A 14,089-nucleotide genomic window follows, 5' to 3' on the forward strand; every position below is an offset into this window, starting at 1 on the left:
CTGAAGCATGTTCATCCTCTGCACCAATTTGTATATTTCTATCCACAATAAAAAACCCGTCCCGAAATTCAGGACGGATCGTCTAAAACCATTACGTGATAACAGGTAAAACCCTTGTTTCCTGTTCCATTTCCGATTTGCAAATGGGGCAAATCGTTTTATTTTCTGAAGAAAAGGCATCCCTCATCCAACATGAACATTGTTCATTCGTACATGACCAAACAATTGTTTCCTCTTCAGGTACCGGCTCCTGAGGCCCTCTTCTATAAGCCATGATCGCTAGATCCCCTTTCTTATTCATCACTTCTATTATACCCTATTTACGCAAGAAAAAAATGTAGGGTGGAATGGATTCCTTCGGGGATTCTCGACATATCCTGGAAACATGAGCCATTTATGATGAATTATACCGGTACCGCCATTTTTCCAACCTGTCCCTGGCTCATGGTTTAATAACTGAAAGAACCGTCCGGTCTCCTTATTAGCAGGTTATTGATGAACATCTCCGCTGAAAAATAAAAGAAGCTACAGGTTATTGTTCTTCCTCAGAATCATTTAAATCAACCGTTATCTCATTTCGACTAATGAAAAAATTCACATTCCACCTTGGATGGATCTTAAACTCTTGGTTTTCATTTATCTCTAAAATGCGTGTATTTCATCAAGATCTTTTGAAACAAATATCATTTTACTTGTATCGTTATTCATAAAAATATGCATTTCGTTATTGTAATGAATATTCAAGCTTTTGAACTTTGTTTGTTTCATCTTCTCACTTCTCCCCTATGAAAAAAACGATAAAATTTTTTCCATTATCTTCTACAATTTCTTGTTTTTTTAAAAAAGATGATTGCATACGTCTCTCCATAAAATGATGCTTAAGAGGCTTAGTGTCGGCCTATAACCACTTCCTCCATATACATCTTCAGCAGTGCAATATGCCATGCTGATCTTTCGACTGCATCACGTAAAGATGTTTTAATTTTAAGAAGAACCTCATGTGTTGTTTTTCGAGAATGTGTCTTGGCATACTTATCAATCTTCTTCTGTACAACAATATCATTTAAATCTTTTAATTGGATATTTTGAAATAAATTTTGAATAATGCCTAAAGTACGAACATAATTTTGAAATGTCGTTTCTTTAACGTCATTAACCTTTACAAGATAAATCCAATTTTCAAAGAAGTCCGCAAATGTTGTTGTTATGTGAGCAAGTTCTTTTCCTTCTCCTTTCGCTAATTCCATTTCTAAAGCCCAAATTTTTGCTTCCTTCTTAGTCGGAAATGTTTTAGTTAGTTTTTTATGTTCTCCATATTTGTACAAAGAAATTTGTGCTCGATATGACTTTCCTCTTTTTACAATACTAGCCATACTATCAATCCTTTTCAAAAATAAAGTTGATAGATGCTAGTTGAAAACAACTATATTGTATTTCTAACCAGCATCTTATCAACTGTCGACATTTTAAACGGAGTGTTTTTCGATAAAGTGTATTAAAGACTTCATTGTCTAGCGTTCGCGCTTACCAATCATGAAACGATCTAGCTCTTCATGTGGCCGAATATATTTATCAAAAGACTTTGGGTCTATACCTAAAAATCTTATGCTTGTTCCCTTGCTAAAAGATATGGATAATCCTTTGTAGCCATGTTTATGCTCATGTGACATCATCTCCTTTATGCTGAGATTTAATTTTAATATTTATTTAGTTCTTTAGTGCTTGTTCAGCATCACATTTGATTTGTCCTAGTGAATTCGCTCGAAATATCAACTCCATTTTTCTGTCATATTTTGTCGCACCAGAACCTTTTAACCAGTATTGACACTAATAGGGTTGATTGTTATGTTGGTATCAATACATAATCTATGTACTAAAAAGTATAAGGAGTCGAGTCCACAATCTTATGTAAAATAGCCTAACAATTTTTTTGGGGTGCCCCCAAAAAACTTTTCTTAAAATTGACTATATTTTCTTGATGAGCTAGATGAGCTAGGCCTATCGTCATAAATGTCGATAAGGACAGTTCCGATTAATCGATTAGCTGATTCACTCACTAGACCGTTCAATCTGTTGCCTGAATGTATTCTTTCCATCAGTTGGTTAAACGCCTTGTAAGATGTTTTTAGAAAGATCACCTTGAACACATTTTTCAATTAGATTTTGTATTTTCTTTTGTTTTCAATGTGAAATGGATGTGGGCCTTATTGATTTGCCTCCAGAAAAAGTTTTTGTCGTAAAGAACATTGTCACAAAAAGGCAGTCAATATGGACTTTATCAAAAATCCATTCGTACAAATTACTATTTATAATTAATCTTATAGGAGGATATATGCTTAACGTTCAGAACATTGTTTATTTTTATGACAAAAAAAATACGGTTCTAAACAACGTAAGTTTTAATTTAAATAAAGGAGAACTATTAACAATTGCTGGCCCCAATGGAAGTGGAAAAACAACGCTTATTAAGTTAATAGTAGATTTACTTAAGATTCAAGAAGGGTCTATTTTCATTAATAAATCTTTCCATGATAATCCATCGGTTAAAAAAGAAATTATATATTTATCTAGTGAGGATTTTTTACCGGATTTTTTAACAGGTAAAGAATATATAGAAATGATATGTGATTTTTATGATACACCGTTGGATAAAGAAAAGTTATTTCGTTTAGTAGATTATTATTCTTTAGATTCTAAATTAGATCAATTGATAGAAAATTATTCTCATGGAATGAGGAAAAAGATTCAATTAGTTAGTGCATTTATGATTAACAATAAAATTATTATTATAGATGAAACATTGAATGGTATAGATGTGGAAGCAAAAGAAGCAACCAAACTATTATTTGAACAATACAAACGACGTGGTGGTTCCATAATAATGTGTACCCATGATTTAGAATTAGTTGAAGAGATAGGATATAGGGTGTTACTCATAAATAATGGTGTAATATACATAGATGATCTTATTGAAAACATTCTCAAGACTGGTTCTAATTTAACAAATGTTTTTAAAGAGCTTATAGATTATGAGGGCATGAAAAATGAAATTGAAAAATATTTTTAATTTACAAAAGCTATATTTCCTATTTATTTTAAGAAGAATTCTAAGTGTGGGTATATTAAAGGAGAAAATATTTAAAGCTTTCATCTTTATTGCCACAGTAGTAACTATTACGGTAACCACATTTTTTCTATATAATTTTTTAGATGACACCGATGTTTCCGAACAAATGAACTTTATATATTTTATTATTAAAATGCAAGGTGTAAATATTATCGTTTGGACGATGATTATATTCGTTCTTACTAGAATGATTTTCTTGAAAAAAGGGAATTTCTTAAAAATAACAAATCAGTTGCCAATTACACATAATGAAAGAAATAGTTCATTTATTATTTTTGAATTGCTTATGTCTTTAACTATTATTTTTCTAATTAGTATCGCCGTTATTATTGCAGTAGTATTACGCACTAACTTTCAATATATTCCTTTACTAATTTGCACAATTTTTTTTACGAGTCTAACAGGGTATTTATTATTACAACTGATTAATTCCATAATCATATACGTATTAAATTTAATTAAATTAGAAAAAGTAAGTGCACTCGTTTCAATTCTAAGTTTTATTGTTATGTTGGCAATATTATATCTAGATATAATGCAATCTATAAATAATATAAACTTTAAAACTGGAGAATTTAATCATTGGTCCCAATTTTACATAGAATTGTATAGTAATTATGGATTTATTGTTACATCCTTAATTTTTGTAATAATCATTTTTGTACTATTGTTCATTCTTTTTTATATTCCTAATAATTTCGGATCAGAAGATAATCTATATTTAAAAATTAAAAAGCCTACTAAACTTAGACTAACTATGTTTAATTTGTATATTTTACAAATATCGAGAAGAGTGGAAAACATAACAACTCTTATAATTGCATATTTTTTATCGATTTCTTTGCTTATTCTAGATATATTGAATCCGTTATATGCCATGTTTTTAGTTACTACATCAGGACTGTATATTTATACTCAAACTGATTCAATTAGAATAAATTACTATAGATTTAACTATAGTGCAATTAAAGATTATATTAATCTAATTATCAGTCAGTATCTATACATATTAATAACTTCATTACCAATATTGATATTAGGGCTTATTATAAATAAAGGTAACGTTAATCTTTATGATACTTTAATTATTTTTGGTCAATTACTTTTAATCATTATACTTTCAACTTTGATTGGAATTCTATTCCCGGCAAAAAAGGACAATCCATTCTCACCTATTATTGGATTTTTAATAATCGTAATAATTTCAGGATTTATATCATTAATATTACAATTCTTAAATTTTTCAAAACTGTACAATAGCATATTAATGATGATTTTATATATTTTCGTTATATACATAAGTTGTTTGGGATTAAAAAAACTAAAGGAGGAGTTTTTACATGAAGATAGTTAATATTATCATTGGAACTCTAGTGTCAGCTGTGATAAGTACGGTAATAATCTTAGTAATTAGTTTGATCAAGCTGATGTTTACTCATGATGAAATTGGATATACAACATCATTTTTCAATTCGTTATTTGTAAAAGTCGATGAAAATACCGACGGCTGGGATTTATATACAACTCTAGGGGTGAATACCGATAATTTAACACCCATTATTTTAACAATTATCTTTTTTTGGTTTTTCTATTTAATTTTAACTAAGGTCTATATAAATAGAAAAAAGAAAAGAGAAAATGTAAAGTAAAAGATTATGGTAGATAAAAAAATAAATATTAATGCTATCACATTTATTAACGTAATTAAGTACGTTCTAATTTATATGAAATGGTGCAATTATTTCTTTATCCTTTTCTTTATTGTTTCATTATTATTATTTTATATAAAAGTTAACATTATTTTATACACGTTAACCTATCTTTTAGGTGGAATATTATCAATTAGTATACATGAGTATATGCATATATTATTTATAAAAAAAATTACAAATAACAGTCATATTAGAATAAAAATTAGTTCCAATCATTTTAGTATAATTCCTTGCGATGAAATACATGGATTTAAATCCATACTTCACCGAATAGGATCAGCTTTTATTCGCAAAAAGTATTCAACTAACATCTATCATTTTGGTTCAAATTGGCTCAAGTAAGATCATTTTGAATCCTTTTTCATACACTTCCATCAATTTATAAGCGTATAAAAGATTGATATAAAAGGATTCCAATGGATTAGGTTTACTTAGAATTCAACTGTATATTTCTCAAAAATTTGAGACTTCTCGGTGATACTTTTTTCTGCTTCCTTGGTTCCATAGATAGTATATTGGGAATAAAAAATATTAAGGCGGGAGTACTCGAAAACAAAAAAGTCAACGGAATTTTTTGTTGCAGCCTCTTGTACATCATGAAGCAGTTCAGCATCACTTATCCCTTTTTGAGGATATATAGTTGTATTTGGATACTCATTATAAAAATTATTTAATCGAAACATATAACTTTCTCCTATAGCTAGTAAGGCAACGAAAGTTAAAACAAAAAATGACTGCATACTTAATTATTTTCAAAACTCCGCCACTCATTTCTACTCAGTTTTTTACCTCTTATTGAAACCTTATATATATCGATAATTATAAAGGTTCCAACCATCCGAATTCGATGGTTGGAACCATTTCTGTAATTATTTTTGGCTAGTTATGTCCCAGTCCCTCATCTCACAACGTCCAACACATTTATATAGCAAAACAAATGAATCATCATTAGTCATTGTCTTTTGTGATAATCTTTCCCGTTTCTGAATCAACTTTTATTTCTACTTCATTTTTGCCCGTTTGGATTTCAATCTCGTAATAACCGTCTTCTGGATCAAACTCTGAGCCCTCAACTTCACCAGGCGTGTCTTTGACAGCAACAGCGATGGCATCTTCCATTGAGACTTTTGCTTCCTTATTTGTTACAGGTTCGTTATCATGATCGTCATCTTGATCTACTTTGATGACATTGCCTGTTTTTGCATCAATATCGATATCGACTTTACGGCCTTTCTCATCGCTTATTAATTCAATTTCATAGATAAGGCGGCCGTCGTCCTTTTCCAATTCAATTTCTTTTAGTTTTCCACCTGCTTCATTTAACGCAATCTTTTTCGCTTCATCCATAGAAATAGCGCTTCCTGTATTCTCGGGATTTTTGTCACCGGCTATGGAATTGGCTCCAACCCCTATCGCGCCTCCCAATAACACCAACCCGGCTATTCCTGCAAACAAAATGTTTCGTTTTTTCATGATCTAAGTCCTCCTTTTGTCTTTCTGATACTATCGTAAGGTCCAAAGATGAGGACTCCCTTATAATAAAATGAGAAATTGATGAGAAATGACTCATCATATGTTAATCATCCCAAGTAATAGATAGAACTTCTCCCGTAATGCTATGAATTTGAACAGTTGCTTCTTGATCTTGATCACTTTCAATCTCTACTAAATAATACTTCAAGCCATCCGATTCCTTCAAATCCACATCTTCCACTTTGCCCTTTACTTGTTGTAAAGCAATGCCGGCCGCATCCTGTTCAGTGATGCCATTGCTTGTTTTGCCACTAGACTCCACAATGCTTCCGGTTTGGGCATCCACCTTTATTGTTTGATTCGACTGGCCATCATTCAAAACCGCATAATAAAAGTAGCGGTCCCCTTCGCGCTTTTTTTCTAACCGGTTGATTTCTCCTCCATATTGATCATGAATGATTTCTTTAATTTTATCTTCAGGCAGAGTTTGTTCATTGGGAGCTTCCGCTGGTTCCGGATTTTTCTGGTCGACTTTTAAAATGTCTCCATCTTTCCGTTGAACATAAATATCATAAAGCCCCGATTTCGTCTTAACGGTAAACAAATATGCTTCATTCGTCTCGCTGACTTCGGTAATATCTCCGCCATACATATCTTGTACAATTTCTTTTGCTTCCGCTATAGTTAACGAATCTGCAGGCTTTAGTACATTGAAGAAAAGCCACAATAGGAAGCCAAGGAAGATGACGGTGGCAATGACGATGGGGGTTGGGCCTATTTTAACCTTTTTCATTTGGATCTCTCCATACGTTTTTTCCTATTATACCTGTTGTTGATGAGAATTTAATGAGAAGCAGGCATGTCCAGCCAAACTTGCGCTGTTGTTCCCTTTCCTGGCTCGCTTTCCAGCTTTACGTCGGCATGAATTGCGGCTGCCAGTTCCTTGGCAAGCGGGAGTCCCAAACCAAACCCGCCTGTTTTACGCGCCCTTGACTGCTCCACACGATAAAACCGGTCGAACACTTTAGAAAGTTCCTCTTTGGGAATCCCCATCCCAAAGTCAATCACTTCAATGAGAGCCTGATGATGGCGAATTTTCACGTTCACTTTTATTTTTTTGTCACTATACTTTTGCGCATTGTCCAAAAAAATATATAATAACTGTTTTAGTTTTTGCGGGTCGGTAACGACGGTTGCATCCGCTTCTATCAACAGTTCTATTTCCCGTTTAAACCCTTCCCGAAAAGATTTGATTGATTCTTCCACAAATCCCTTCAAAGCGACGTTTTCCATTTCAACGTTCCACTGTTCATCATGCTTGGCCAATAATAGAAGCTGTTCAATCAAATTTCTCATTCTATGGGCTTCTGAATGAATCGCCTCTACTGATTCCTCAAACAGTTCAGGAGTATTCTTACCCCTCCTGAGCAAAAGGTCGGCATAAGCTTCTATAACAGTCAGCGGTGTTTTTAATTCGTGGGATGCATTTTCCACAAACTGCTCCTGTTTTTGGTAATTAGCCTCCAGTTGCGCAATCATGTTATTAAATGTTTCTCCCATTTGATAAAGCTCATCTTTCGATTGTTTTGGGAGTTCAATTTTTTTATAACGGCCGCTTTCTTGAATCTCCTTCATTGTCCGAGTAAGTGAGGCAATGGGAGAAGTGATGAAATTGCTTAAAAGGCGGGACGATAAAAAGACCGGAATGGACGCCAGCAGCATGGCGGCAATTAAGACGGCCCGCAAAGTGTTTAAGTTACGTTCAACCGCGCCCATGCTCTCGGCCAATTGCAGCTTTACGACCTCGCCATCACGCCAAATCATGGGAATGGAAACAACTGCATAGGGAGTGCCGTTAAACGTCATGATTTTCTTTTGTTCATCCTTCGTAACCTTCCCGATTTTCTTTCTGAGTTCACTTTGTTCGGCTGTTGTGACAGAGGCAATCCGTGACCCATCCGCAGTAACGACTTGGAGCATGCCATTTGCCGGGACATAAGCCCTTAATAAATCATCGGCTGGAATGGACCCTTTTACCCTGTTGATTCCTTTAACCGTTTGCTTCGCCTCTCCTGTAACTCTTTCCAGCGCGCTGTCATATAACATTCGGCTAAAAGAAAAATAAATCGCGCTATTGATGAGCAGTAATAACACAATAAACATCGCGGTAGAAAATAAGTTGATTTTACTTTGTAATTTCATTGGCTGTCCTTTAATACATAGCCTACTCCCCGAACCGTATGGATGAGCGGCTCATGATATTTTTTGTCCACTTTATTTCTTACATAACGAATATATACGTCAACAATATTTGTATCTCCCAGATAATCATACCCCCAAACCCCGTTTAACAACTGCTCTCGATTTAAAACCTGGCGGGGATGCTTCATCAAAAAGGCCAGCAGATCAAATTCTCTTTGTGTCAAATTAATCGGTTCCTCCCCTCTTTTTACTTCTCTGGATAATTCGTTTAATTTTAATTCTCCAACTTGTATCCATCCTTCACTGACATGATCATTGGTCATCCGTCTGCTTGACCTCAATGCAACCCGTACTCTTGCAAGCAGTTCTTCCATTTGAAACGGCTTGGTTACATAGTCATTTGCGCCCAAATCCAGCCCCGATACTTTATCTTCCACTGAACTTTTCGCAGTCAGTAATATGATCGGCGTTTGCTTGTCGCTGCTTCTGATTCGCCTCAATATCTCGATTCCGCTCATTTCTGGAAGCATAATATCGAGGATGACCAAATCCCATGATTGTTCCCGAAACATCCTTAAACCGTCTAGTCCATTAAAAGCTTTTCCAATGTCGTAACCTTCAAAAGACAGTTCCAGTTCAATCACGCGAGCTATCTTCTCTTCATCTTCAACGATTAGTATTGCAGACTTATCCATATGCAACCCTCTTTTTTATTGATTGACAAACTCCCCAAACTTTACATTATGATAAATAAAGAATGTAAGTCTTGTAAAAAACATACCGAAAAAATACCGTTTTGAAAAGTCCTGGCAAAGGCCGACAAAGTAAAGTGCCCTGTTATTCTTTATCATCAAGCTCGGTAAAACCGCCAATGACGCAACCTCGTTTCAGGAAATATTTAGTGGAGCCGACAGAAACAGATCCGCGAACTATGCCCGAGGGTGGAATATAACCCTCGCCACCCATTCAATCATTCCATGACCGTTCAGAGAGTGTTGTGTTCCCCGTTTTTTCCTTCAAGGCAAGGAGAGCTTTTTACCGGCGGGATCGGCGACAAATAACGATCAGGCGCCCTGTCATCTGCGGCTTTCTTACTTACTTGATAGTTTGAGTCAAGCAAAAGTCCATCTTTTTTCGCCTGCTCCGCTTAACACACCTGTCGGGATTCAGGCTGCTAACATTAAAAAATAGAATTTTGGCAAGTATTTTTTTTAATATATGTTTCCTTCTATCCAAACGAACAACTAAAAGTGTTATAATGGGTAGGAATTTCTTATGGAGGATTTGATTATAATTGATTACGGTGAATAATGTGGGTCTTCGTTTTGGAGACCGTAAACTGTTCGAAAATATAAACATAAAGTTCACGCCCGGAAATTGTTACGGTTTGATCGGAGCAAACGGAGCCGGCAAGTCCACCTTTCTTAAAATATTGTCCGGTGAGATCGAACCGCAAACAGGAGTTGTAACGATCAACCCCAATGAACGAATTGCCGTTTTAAAGCAGGACCACTTTCAATATGAGGAAGTAGAGGTCATCCAAGTAGTCATCAGAGGCCATGCGCGCCTATACGAAATCATGCAGGAAAAAGATGCTCTTTATATGAAAGCAGATTTCTCCGAAGAAGATGGAATGCGTGCGGCCGAACTGGAAGGCGAGTTTGCAGAGCTGAATGGATGGGAAGCCGAATCGGAAGCCGCCATTTTGTTAAAAGGCTTGGGAATTGCTGAAAACCAGCATGCCAAAAAAATGGCTGAACTTTCAGGGGCTGATAAAGTAAAAGTATTGCTGGCCCAGGCTTTATTTGGAAAACCCGATATTTTGCTGTTGGATGAGCCGACGAACCACTTGGATATTAAAGCGATTCAATGGCTGGAAGAATTCCTTATTAACTTTGAAAACACAGTTATTGTTGTCTCTCATGACAGACATTTTCTAAACAAGGTTTGCACCCATATTGCCGACCTCGACTTCAGCAACATCCAAATTTATGTCGGGAATTATGATTTCTGGTATGAATCAAGCCAATTGGCGCAACGGATGGCGCAAGAAACAAACAAAAAGAAAGAAGAGAAAATAAAGGATTTGCAGGCATTTATCGCGCGTTTTAGTGCCAATGCATCCAAATCCAAACAAGCCACATCTAGGAAAAAACTGCTTGAAAAAATTACCCTTGATGATATTAAGCCCTCTTCCAGGCGTTATCCGTATATTTCGTTCACGCCAAATCGGGAAATCGGCAATGACTTGCTAACGGTTGACGGTCTTTCCAAGAAAATAAACGGTGTCAATGTAATGGATCATATCAGCTTTACCATGAATAAAGGCGACAAAATTGCCCTAATCGGGAAAAATGAGATCGCCAAAACGACGCTGCTGGAAATTCTTTCGGGAAACATGGAGCCTGACAGCGGTTCGTATAAATGGGGAGTGACGACTTCACATTCCTATTTCCCGAAAGACCATACAGACTTTTTTGATGGGGTAGATGTAAATCTGGTTGACTGGTTAAGACAATTTTCACCAGAAGATGAAACTGAAAGCTTCTTAAGAGGTTTTCTCGGCAGAATGCTTTTTTCCGGAGAGGAAGTATTGAAAAAAGCATCTGTCCTTTCTGGTGGTGAAAAGGTTCGCTGCATGCTTTCGAAAATGATGCTTAGCGGCGCTAACGTCCTGTTACTGGACGAACCGACGAACCATTTGGATTTGGAGTCGATCACGGCACTGAATAATGGATTGATCAATTTTAAAGGATCGATCATTTTCACATCCCATGACCACCAATTTATCGAAACGATCGCAAATCGAATTGTGGAATTGACTCCTAAAGGAGTCGTCGACAAGCATATGACATATAATGAATATTTGGAGAACGAACCATTACAGAAACAAGTAGCAACCATGTATTCATAAATAGCTGTTCCACACAACTCACGGGCGCCAAGCTTTTAGCTGCCAAAGTTGCTTTGTATATGAACGCATAGGTTTATCGACGTTAAAAAAGGTCCCTTTCCTCAAGGTGACCTTTTTTATTGTCTCAACAAATGTTCTGACTTCTGAATAATTTCTTCTATTTTCTTAGCGTTTCTGCTATACATTTCCTTTGCTTTTTCATCTTCTGTCGCCAGTGCAAATGTCTCCAAGTCGGCGCCGCACTTTTTCAATGCGCTCAATAACATCAGCCTGTCTTTCGGTTGAGGAACTTGCATGTTATCATCATAAATATCGACAACCAACTGTCCGAACGGATCTACTTGTCCGATATATACATTATCAAGCGCGATATTTCGTTTCTTCAGCTCTACATCCAGCCATTCTCTTGTCATTCCGCTGGCGGACAAACCCGAATCCATGATTTTTCCCTCGAGGATAACAGTGTGTGGAGGCCTTTCCGGCGCAACTTCCATTTGCAAGTCTTTAGGAGTGATCGGCTGCTTTTCCTTTTTGAACATGACATTTAAATCGCCGTTTGCTTCAAGGACTGCAAATTCAACATCAGCAATATTAAAAACGTTTTTCTTCCTGAGAAGATGAAGGAGCTCTTCGACGGTATATTTTTCTTTGGTCAAGCTTTCTTCTTGAATTTTCCCATTCTTAATAACGACTACTTCTTGCCCTTCAATAAAGTTTCTTGCTTTCTTGCTTTTTAGCGCTAATAACCCGGCAATAAACGGAATGCCCGCCCAAACAAGCATGCTGTATATACCAGGGAGCATGTTTCGCTCCAAGCCGGTCGACAGTTCGGCGGCAATGCTGCCCATCGTAATTCCGGCGACATATTCAAAGAATGAAAGCTGGGACAATTGCTTTTTTCCAAGCCATTTTGTCAATAAAAATAAAAAAAAGACTAAAAATAGTGATCGAAGAACAATGTTTAGCCATTCAGGGATTTCCAATCATTTCCCTCCTGTTTACGATTTTCTATACTGCAACTCTTCAGCCTTCAACAATTCGACCCTTAATCTCAAGTCACGGATAATCGGGTCTGTTTGCATCATACATTCATGGAAAATCTGCTTGGCTTTGGTATGGGAAGATGTGAGCGCCAGTTTACTGAACGAAGCCTGAATGCCTTCCAAAGTAGCAAGTGTCGTCTTTACATCTGATATGACCGTCATTTGTATTCACCTCTTGTGGGAAAGGACAGAATGATTCGCCACTCTGCCCCCCTTTTTTACGATTACTCACCATATTGCGGCTCTTCTTGAATCACTTCTTGAATCCTTGGCTCCAGTTGGTCTATCACAGACTGAGTTTGTTGAGCAGCTGTCTTGTACAGCTGTTTTGCCTGTTCATTATCCGTTTGTAAAGCATATCCTTCAAGGCTAGCCTGAGCGCTTTTTAAACCGGCCAGTGTTGTCTTCAAGTTGGTGATAACAGTCATATATGATCCCCCTTAAAAATGTTTTCATGAACGTTCCTATTTTGCGATAATCTGTCCGTATTTATAAAAAGAAAAAAATGACAAAAAAAATACCGCCAAACGGCGGTGTCATTCAAGTTTAACGTAACGGTACATGTGGCTGACAATTACCTTGATCAATGCATAGGCAGGAACAGCAAAAATCAGCCCGAGCAAACCGCCAAACTTTCCAGCGATTAATAAGACAAAAATGATCGTTAACGGATGGATATTCAGTTTTTTTCCCATGACGAGAGGAGAAGTGATATTGCCGTCAATTTGTTGGACGATGACGATGACGAGAATAACTAAGACCGCACGCAATGGGGAGTCTAATAGTCCCACAATCACAGCCGGAAAAGCCCCAATCCATGGACCGACAAACGGAATCACGTTTGTCACCATCGCCACAACTCCCAACACAAGCGAATATTCCAATCCGATAATTAAATAACCGATATAGGCTGTCACACCCACACAGAAGCTTACGATGAGCTGACCTTGGATATAAGCGCTTAATGCCTCATCCATATCTTTTAAAATATTCTCTGCTTCATCATGATGTTTTTTGGGCAATATTTTCAATAAAAAAGTGGGAGCTTGCTTTCCGTCCTTCAACATAAAAAATAAAACGAACGGAACGAGGACAAGCAGCATGACGGTATTGGCTATGAAACCAACTGCGCCGGCAATTCTTGTACCCGCGTCTTGCAGCATGCCTTTGGCGTTTTGCTCAATATAATCGGTGATCTTTTCGATCGAGAAATAATCATTTTCCTGGAAACGTAAAAACCAATCGCTCTGAGTCGTTGAATGAAACCATTGCTGAATATTGCTGGAGTAAGCAGGTATATTGTCGATCAAGAGATTAAATTGTTTTTGCAATTCAGGACCAATGACAAATACTGCCCCCGTCATTACGCCCGCTATCCCCAAAAATACAATAATGATTGCGAGGGTTCGCGGCATTTTTTTAGAGAGGAGATTTACTGCCGGCCTTAACAAATAATAAAGAATACCGCTAAGGACAATAGGAGGAAACAATGATTGAAATATGATCACAAGCGGTGTGAATATAAAACTGATTTTTGTTCCAAGATAAATAATGATGAAAACCATAATAATGGCCGTTAATCCTTTAAACCATTTTTCTTTAAGCATTCGTTCCCCTC

The 14,089-nt window shown here is 36.4% G+C and carries 15 protein-coding genes; 4 read left to right on the forward strand and 11 right to left on the reverse strand.

Going from position 1 to position 14,089, the window contains the following annotated elements; all coding sequences use genetic code 11:
* Window positions 1-91 precede the first annotated feature (91 nt).
* Both NST31_RS00790 and NST31_RS00795 read right to left on the reverse strand, forming a co-directional pair.
* Window positions 92-274 carry a cold-shock protein gene (locus tag NST31_RS00790; RefSeq protein ID WP_077113036.1) on the reverse strand — a complete coding sequence of 61 codons (183 nt, stop codon included), beginning with the start codon at window positions 272-274 and terminating at the stop codon, window positions 92-94.
* Window positions 275-887: 613 nt separating this feature from the next.
* Window positions 888-1,373, reverse strand: a complete 486-nt coding sequence (locus NST31_RS00795; RefSeq protein ID WP_236017175.1) for a hypothetical protein — start codon at window positions 1,371-1,373, stop codon at window positions 888-890.
* Window positions 1,374-2,332: 959 nt separating this feature from the next.
* On the opposite strand from NST31_RS00795, the gene NST31_RS00800 reads away from it, so the two are divergent.
* Genes NST31_RS00800 through NST31_RS00810 form a run of 3 tightly spaced genes read left to right on the forward strand, consistent with a single transcriptional unit; the run spans window position 2,333 to window position 4,776 of the window.
* Window positions 2,333-3,067: an ABC transporter ATP-binding protein gene (locus tag NST31_RS00800; protein ID WP_077113035.1), complete on the forward strand. Its 735-nt coding sequence runs from the start codon at window positions 2,333-2,335 to the stop codon at window positions 3,065-3,067.
* Window positions 3,045-4,481: a hypothetical protein gene (locus NST31_RS00805; protein WP_077113034.1), complete on the forward strand. Its 1,437-nt coding sequence runs from the start codon at window positions 3,045-3,047 to the stop codon at window positions 4,479-4,481. The genes NST31_RS00800 and NST31_RS00805 overlap by 23 nt, the downstream gene beginning before the upstream one ends.
* Window positions 4,468-4,776 (forward strand): hypothetical protein, encoded by a 309-nt coding sequence (locus NST31_RS00810; protein ID WP_077113033.1) that lies wholly within the window; start codon window positions 4,468-4,470, stop codon window positions 4,774-4,776. The genes NST31_RS00805 and NST31_RS00810 overlap by 14 nt, the downstream gene beginning before the upstream one ends.
* A 494-nt stretch (window positions 4,777-5,270) precedes the next feature.
* Here NST31_RS00810 and NST31_RS00815 read toward each other — a convergent pair whose 3' ends face one another.
* The 5 genes from NST31_RS00815 to NST31_RS00835 all read right to left on the reverse strand — a co-directional run bounded on the left by NST31_RS00815 (window position 5,271) and on the right by NST31_RS00835 (window position 9,209).
* On the reverse strand, window positions 5,271-5,522 hold the full coding sequence (locus tag NST31_RS00815) for a hypothetical protein (protein ID WP_339163362.1): 252 nt from the start codon (window positions 5,520-5,522) through the stop codon (window positions 5,271-5,273).
* Window positions 5,523-5,787: 265 nt separating this feature from the next.
* Entirely contained in the window at window positions 5,788-6,312 is a 525-nt protein-coding gene (locus tag NST31_RS00820) for a PepSY domain-containing protein (protein WP_339163364.1), read from the reverse strand.
* Between the two features lie 103 nt (window positions 6,313-6,415).
* Complete coding sequence (locus NST31_RS00825) at window positions 6,416-7,105, reverse strand: PepSY domain-containing protein (RefSeq protein WP_339163367.1); 690 nt, start codon at window positions 7,103-7,105, stop codon at window positions 6,416-6,418.
* A 50-nt stretch (window positions 7,106-7,155) separates the two neighbouring features.
* Complete coding sequence (locus NST31_RS00830) at window positions 7,156-8,514, reverse strand: ATP-binding protein (protein WP_339163370.1); 1,359 nt, start codon at window positions 8,512-8,514, stop codon at window positions 7,156-7,158.
* Window positions 8,511-9,209: a response regulator transcription factor gene (locus NST31_RS00835; RefSeq protein ID WP_339163373.1), complete on the reverse strand. Its 699-nt coding sequence runs from the start codon at window positions 9,207-9,209 to the stop codon at window positions 8,511-8,513. The genes NST31_RS00830 and NST31_RS00835 overlap by 4 nt, the downstream gene beginning before the upstream one ends.
* Before the next feature lie 599 nt (window positions 9,210-9,808).
* On the opposite strand from NST31_RS00835, the gene NST31_RS00840 reads away from it, so the two are divergent.
* Window positions 9,809-11,428 carry an ATP-binding cassette domain-containing protein gene (locus NST31_RS00840; protein ID WP_339163376.1) on the forward strand — a complete coding sequence of 540 codons (1,620 nt, stop codon included), beginning with the start codon at window positions 9,809-9,811 and terminating at the stop codon, window positions 11,426-11,428.
* 116 nt (window positions 11,429-11,544) lie between these two features.
* Here NST31_RS00840 and NST31_RS00845 read toward each other — a convergent pair whose 3' ends face one another.
* The 4 genes from NST31_RS00845 to NST31_RS00860 all read right to left on the reverse strand — a co-directional run bounded on the left by NST31_RS00845 (window position 11,545) and on the right by NST31_RS00860 (window position 14,078).
* Window positions 11,545-12,411, reverse strand: coding sequence for a DUF421 domain-containing protein (locus tag NST31_RS00845; protein WP_339163379.1), 867 nt, complete (start codon window positions 12,409-12,411; stop codon window positions 11,545-11,547).
* Between the two features lie 15 nt (window positions 12,412-12,426).
* Window positions 12,427-12,633 (reverse strand): DUF1657 domain-containing protein, encoded by a 207-nt coding sequence (locus NST31_RS00850; protein ID WP_339163381.1) that lies wholly within the window; start codon window positions 12,631-12,633, stop codon window positions 12,427-12,429.
* A gap of 62 nt (window positions 12,634-12,695) precedes the next feature.
* A complete protein-coding gene (locus NST31_RS00855) occupies window positions 12,696-12,899 on the reverse strand; it encodes a DUF1657 domain-containing protein (RefSeq protein WP_077112066.1) in 204 nt (67 codons plus the stop codon).
* Between the two features lie 108 nt (window positions 12,900-13,007).
* Window positions 13,008-14,078: an AI-2E family transporter gene (locus NST31_RS00860; RefSeq protein ID WP_077112068.1), complete on the reverse strand. Its 1,071-nt coding sequence runs from the start codon at window positions 14,076-14,078 to the stop codon at window positions 13,008-13,010.
* Between the last annotated feature and the right edge of the window lie 11 nt (window positions 14,079-14,089).

The organism is Siminovitchia sp. FSL W7-1587 (assembly GCF_037963795.1).
Lineage (GTDB): Bacteria > Bacillota > Bacilli > Bacillales > Bacillaceae_C > Siminovitchia > Siminovitchia thermophila.

What these genes read in the sequence shown, in the direction of transcription:
- NST31_RS00795 (WP_236017175.1), bottom strand. Translation starts at nt 1,373, where the DNA reads ATGGCTAGTATTGTAAAAAGAGGAAAGTCATATCGAGCACAAATTTCT.
- NST31_RS00830 (WP_339163370.1), bottom strand. Translation starts at nt 8,514, where the DNA reads ATGAAATTACAAAGTAAAATCAACTTATTTTCTACCGCGATGTTTATT.
- NST31_RS00800 (WP_077113035.1), top strand. Translation starts at nt 2,333, where the DNA reads ATGCTTAACGTTCAGAACATTGTTTATTTTTATGACAAAAAAAATACG.
- NST31_RS00855 (WP_077112066.1), bottom strand. Translation starts at nt 12,899, where the DNA reads ATGACTGTTATCACCAACTTGAAGACAACACTGGCCGGTTTAAAAAGC.
- NST31_RS00825 (WP_339163367.1), bottom strand. Translation starts at nt 7,105, where the DNA reads ATGAAAAAGGTTAAAATAGGCCCAACCCCCATCGTCATTGCCACCGTC.
- NST31_RS00805 (WP_077113034.1), top strand. Translation starts at nt 3,045, where the DNA reads ATGAAATTGAAAAATATTTTTAATTTACAAAAGCTATATTTCCTATTT.
- NST31_RS00790 (WP_077113036.1), bottom strand. Translation starts at nt 274, where the DNA reads ATGGCTTATAGAAGAGGGCCTCAGGAGCCGGTACCTGAAGAGGAAACA.
- NST31_RS00850 (WP_339163381.1), bottom strand. Translation starts at nt 12,633, where the DNA reads ATGACGGTCATATCAGATGTAAAGACGACACTTGCTACTTTGGAAGGC.
- NST31_RS00820 (WP_339163364.1), bottom strand. Translation starts at nt 6,312, where the DNA reads ATGAAAAAACGAAACATTTTGTTTGCAGGAATAGCCGGGTTGGTGTTA.
- NST31_RS00810 (WP_077113033.1), top strand. Translation starts at nt 4,468, where the DNA reads ATGAAGATAGTTAATATTATCATTGGAACTCTAGTGTCAGCTGTGATA.
- NST31_RS00860 (WP_077112068.1), bottom strand. Translation starts at nt 14,078, where the DNA reads ATGCTTAAAGAAAAATGGTTTAAAGGATTAACGGCCATTATTATGGTT.
- NST31_RS00835 (WP_339163373.1), bottom strand. Translation starts at nt 9,209, where the DNA reads ATGGATAAGTCTGCAATACTAATCGTTGAAGATGAAGAGAAGATAGCT.
- NST31_RS00815 (WP_339163362.1), bottom strand. Translation starts at nt 5,522, where the DNA reads ATGTTTCGATTAAATAATTTTTATAATGAGTATCCAAATACAACTATA.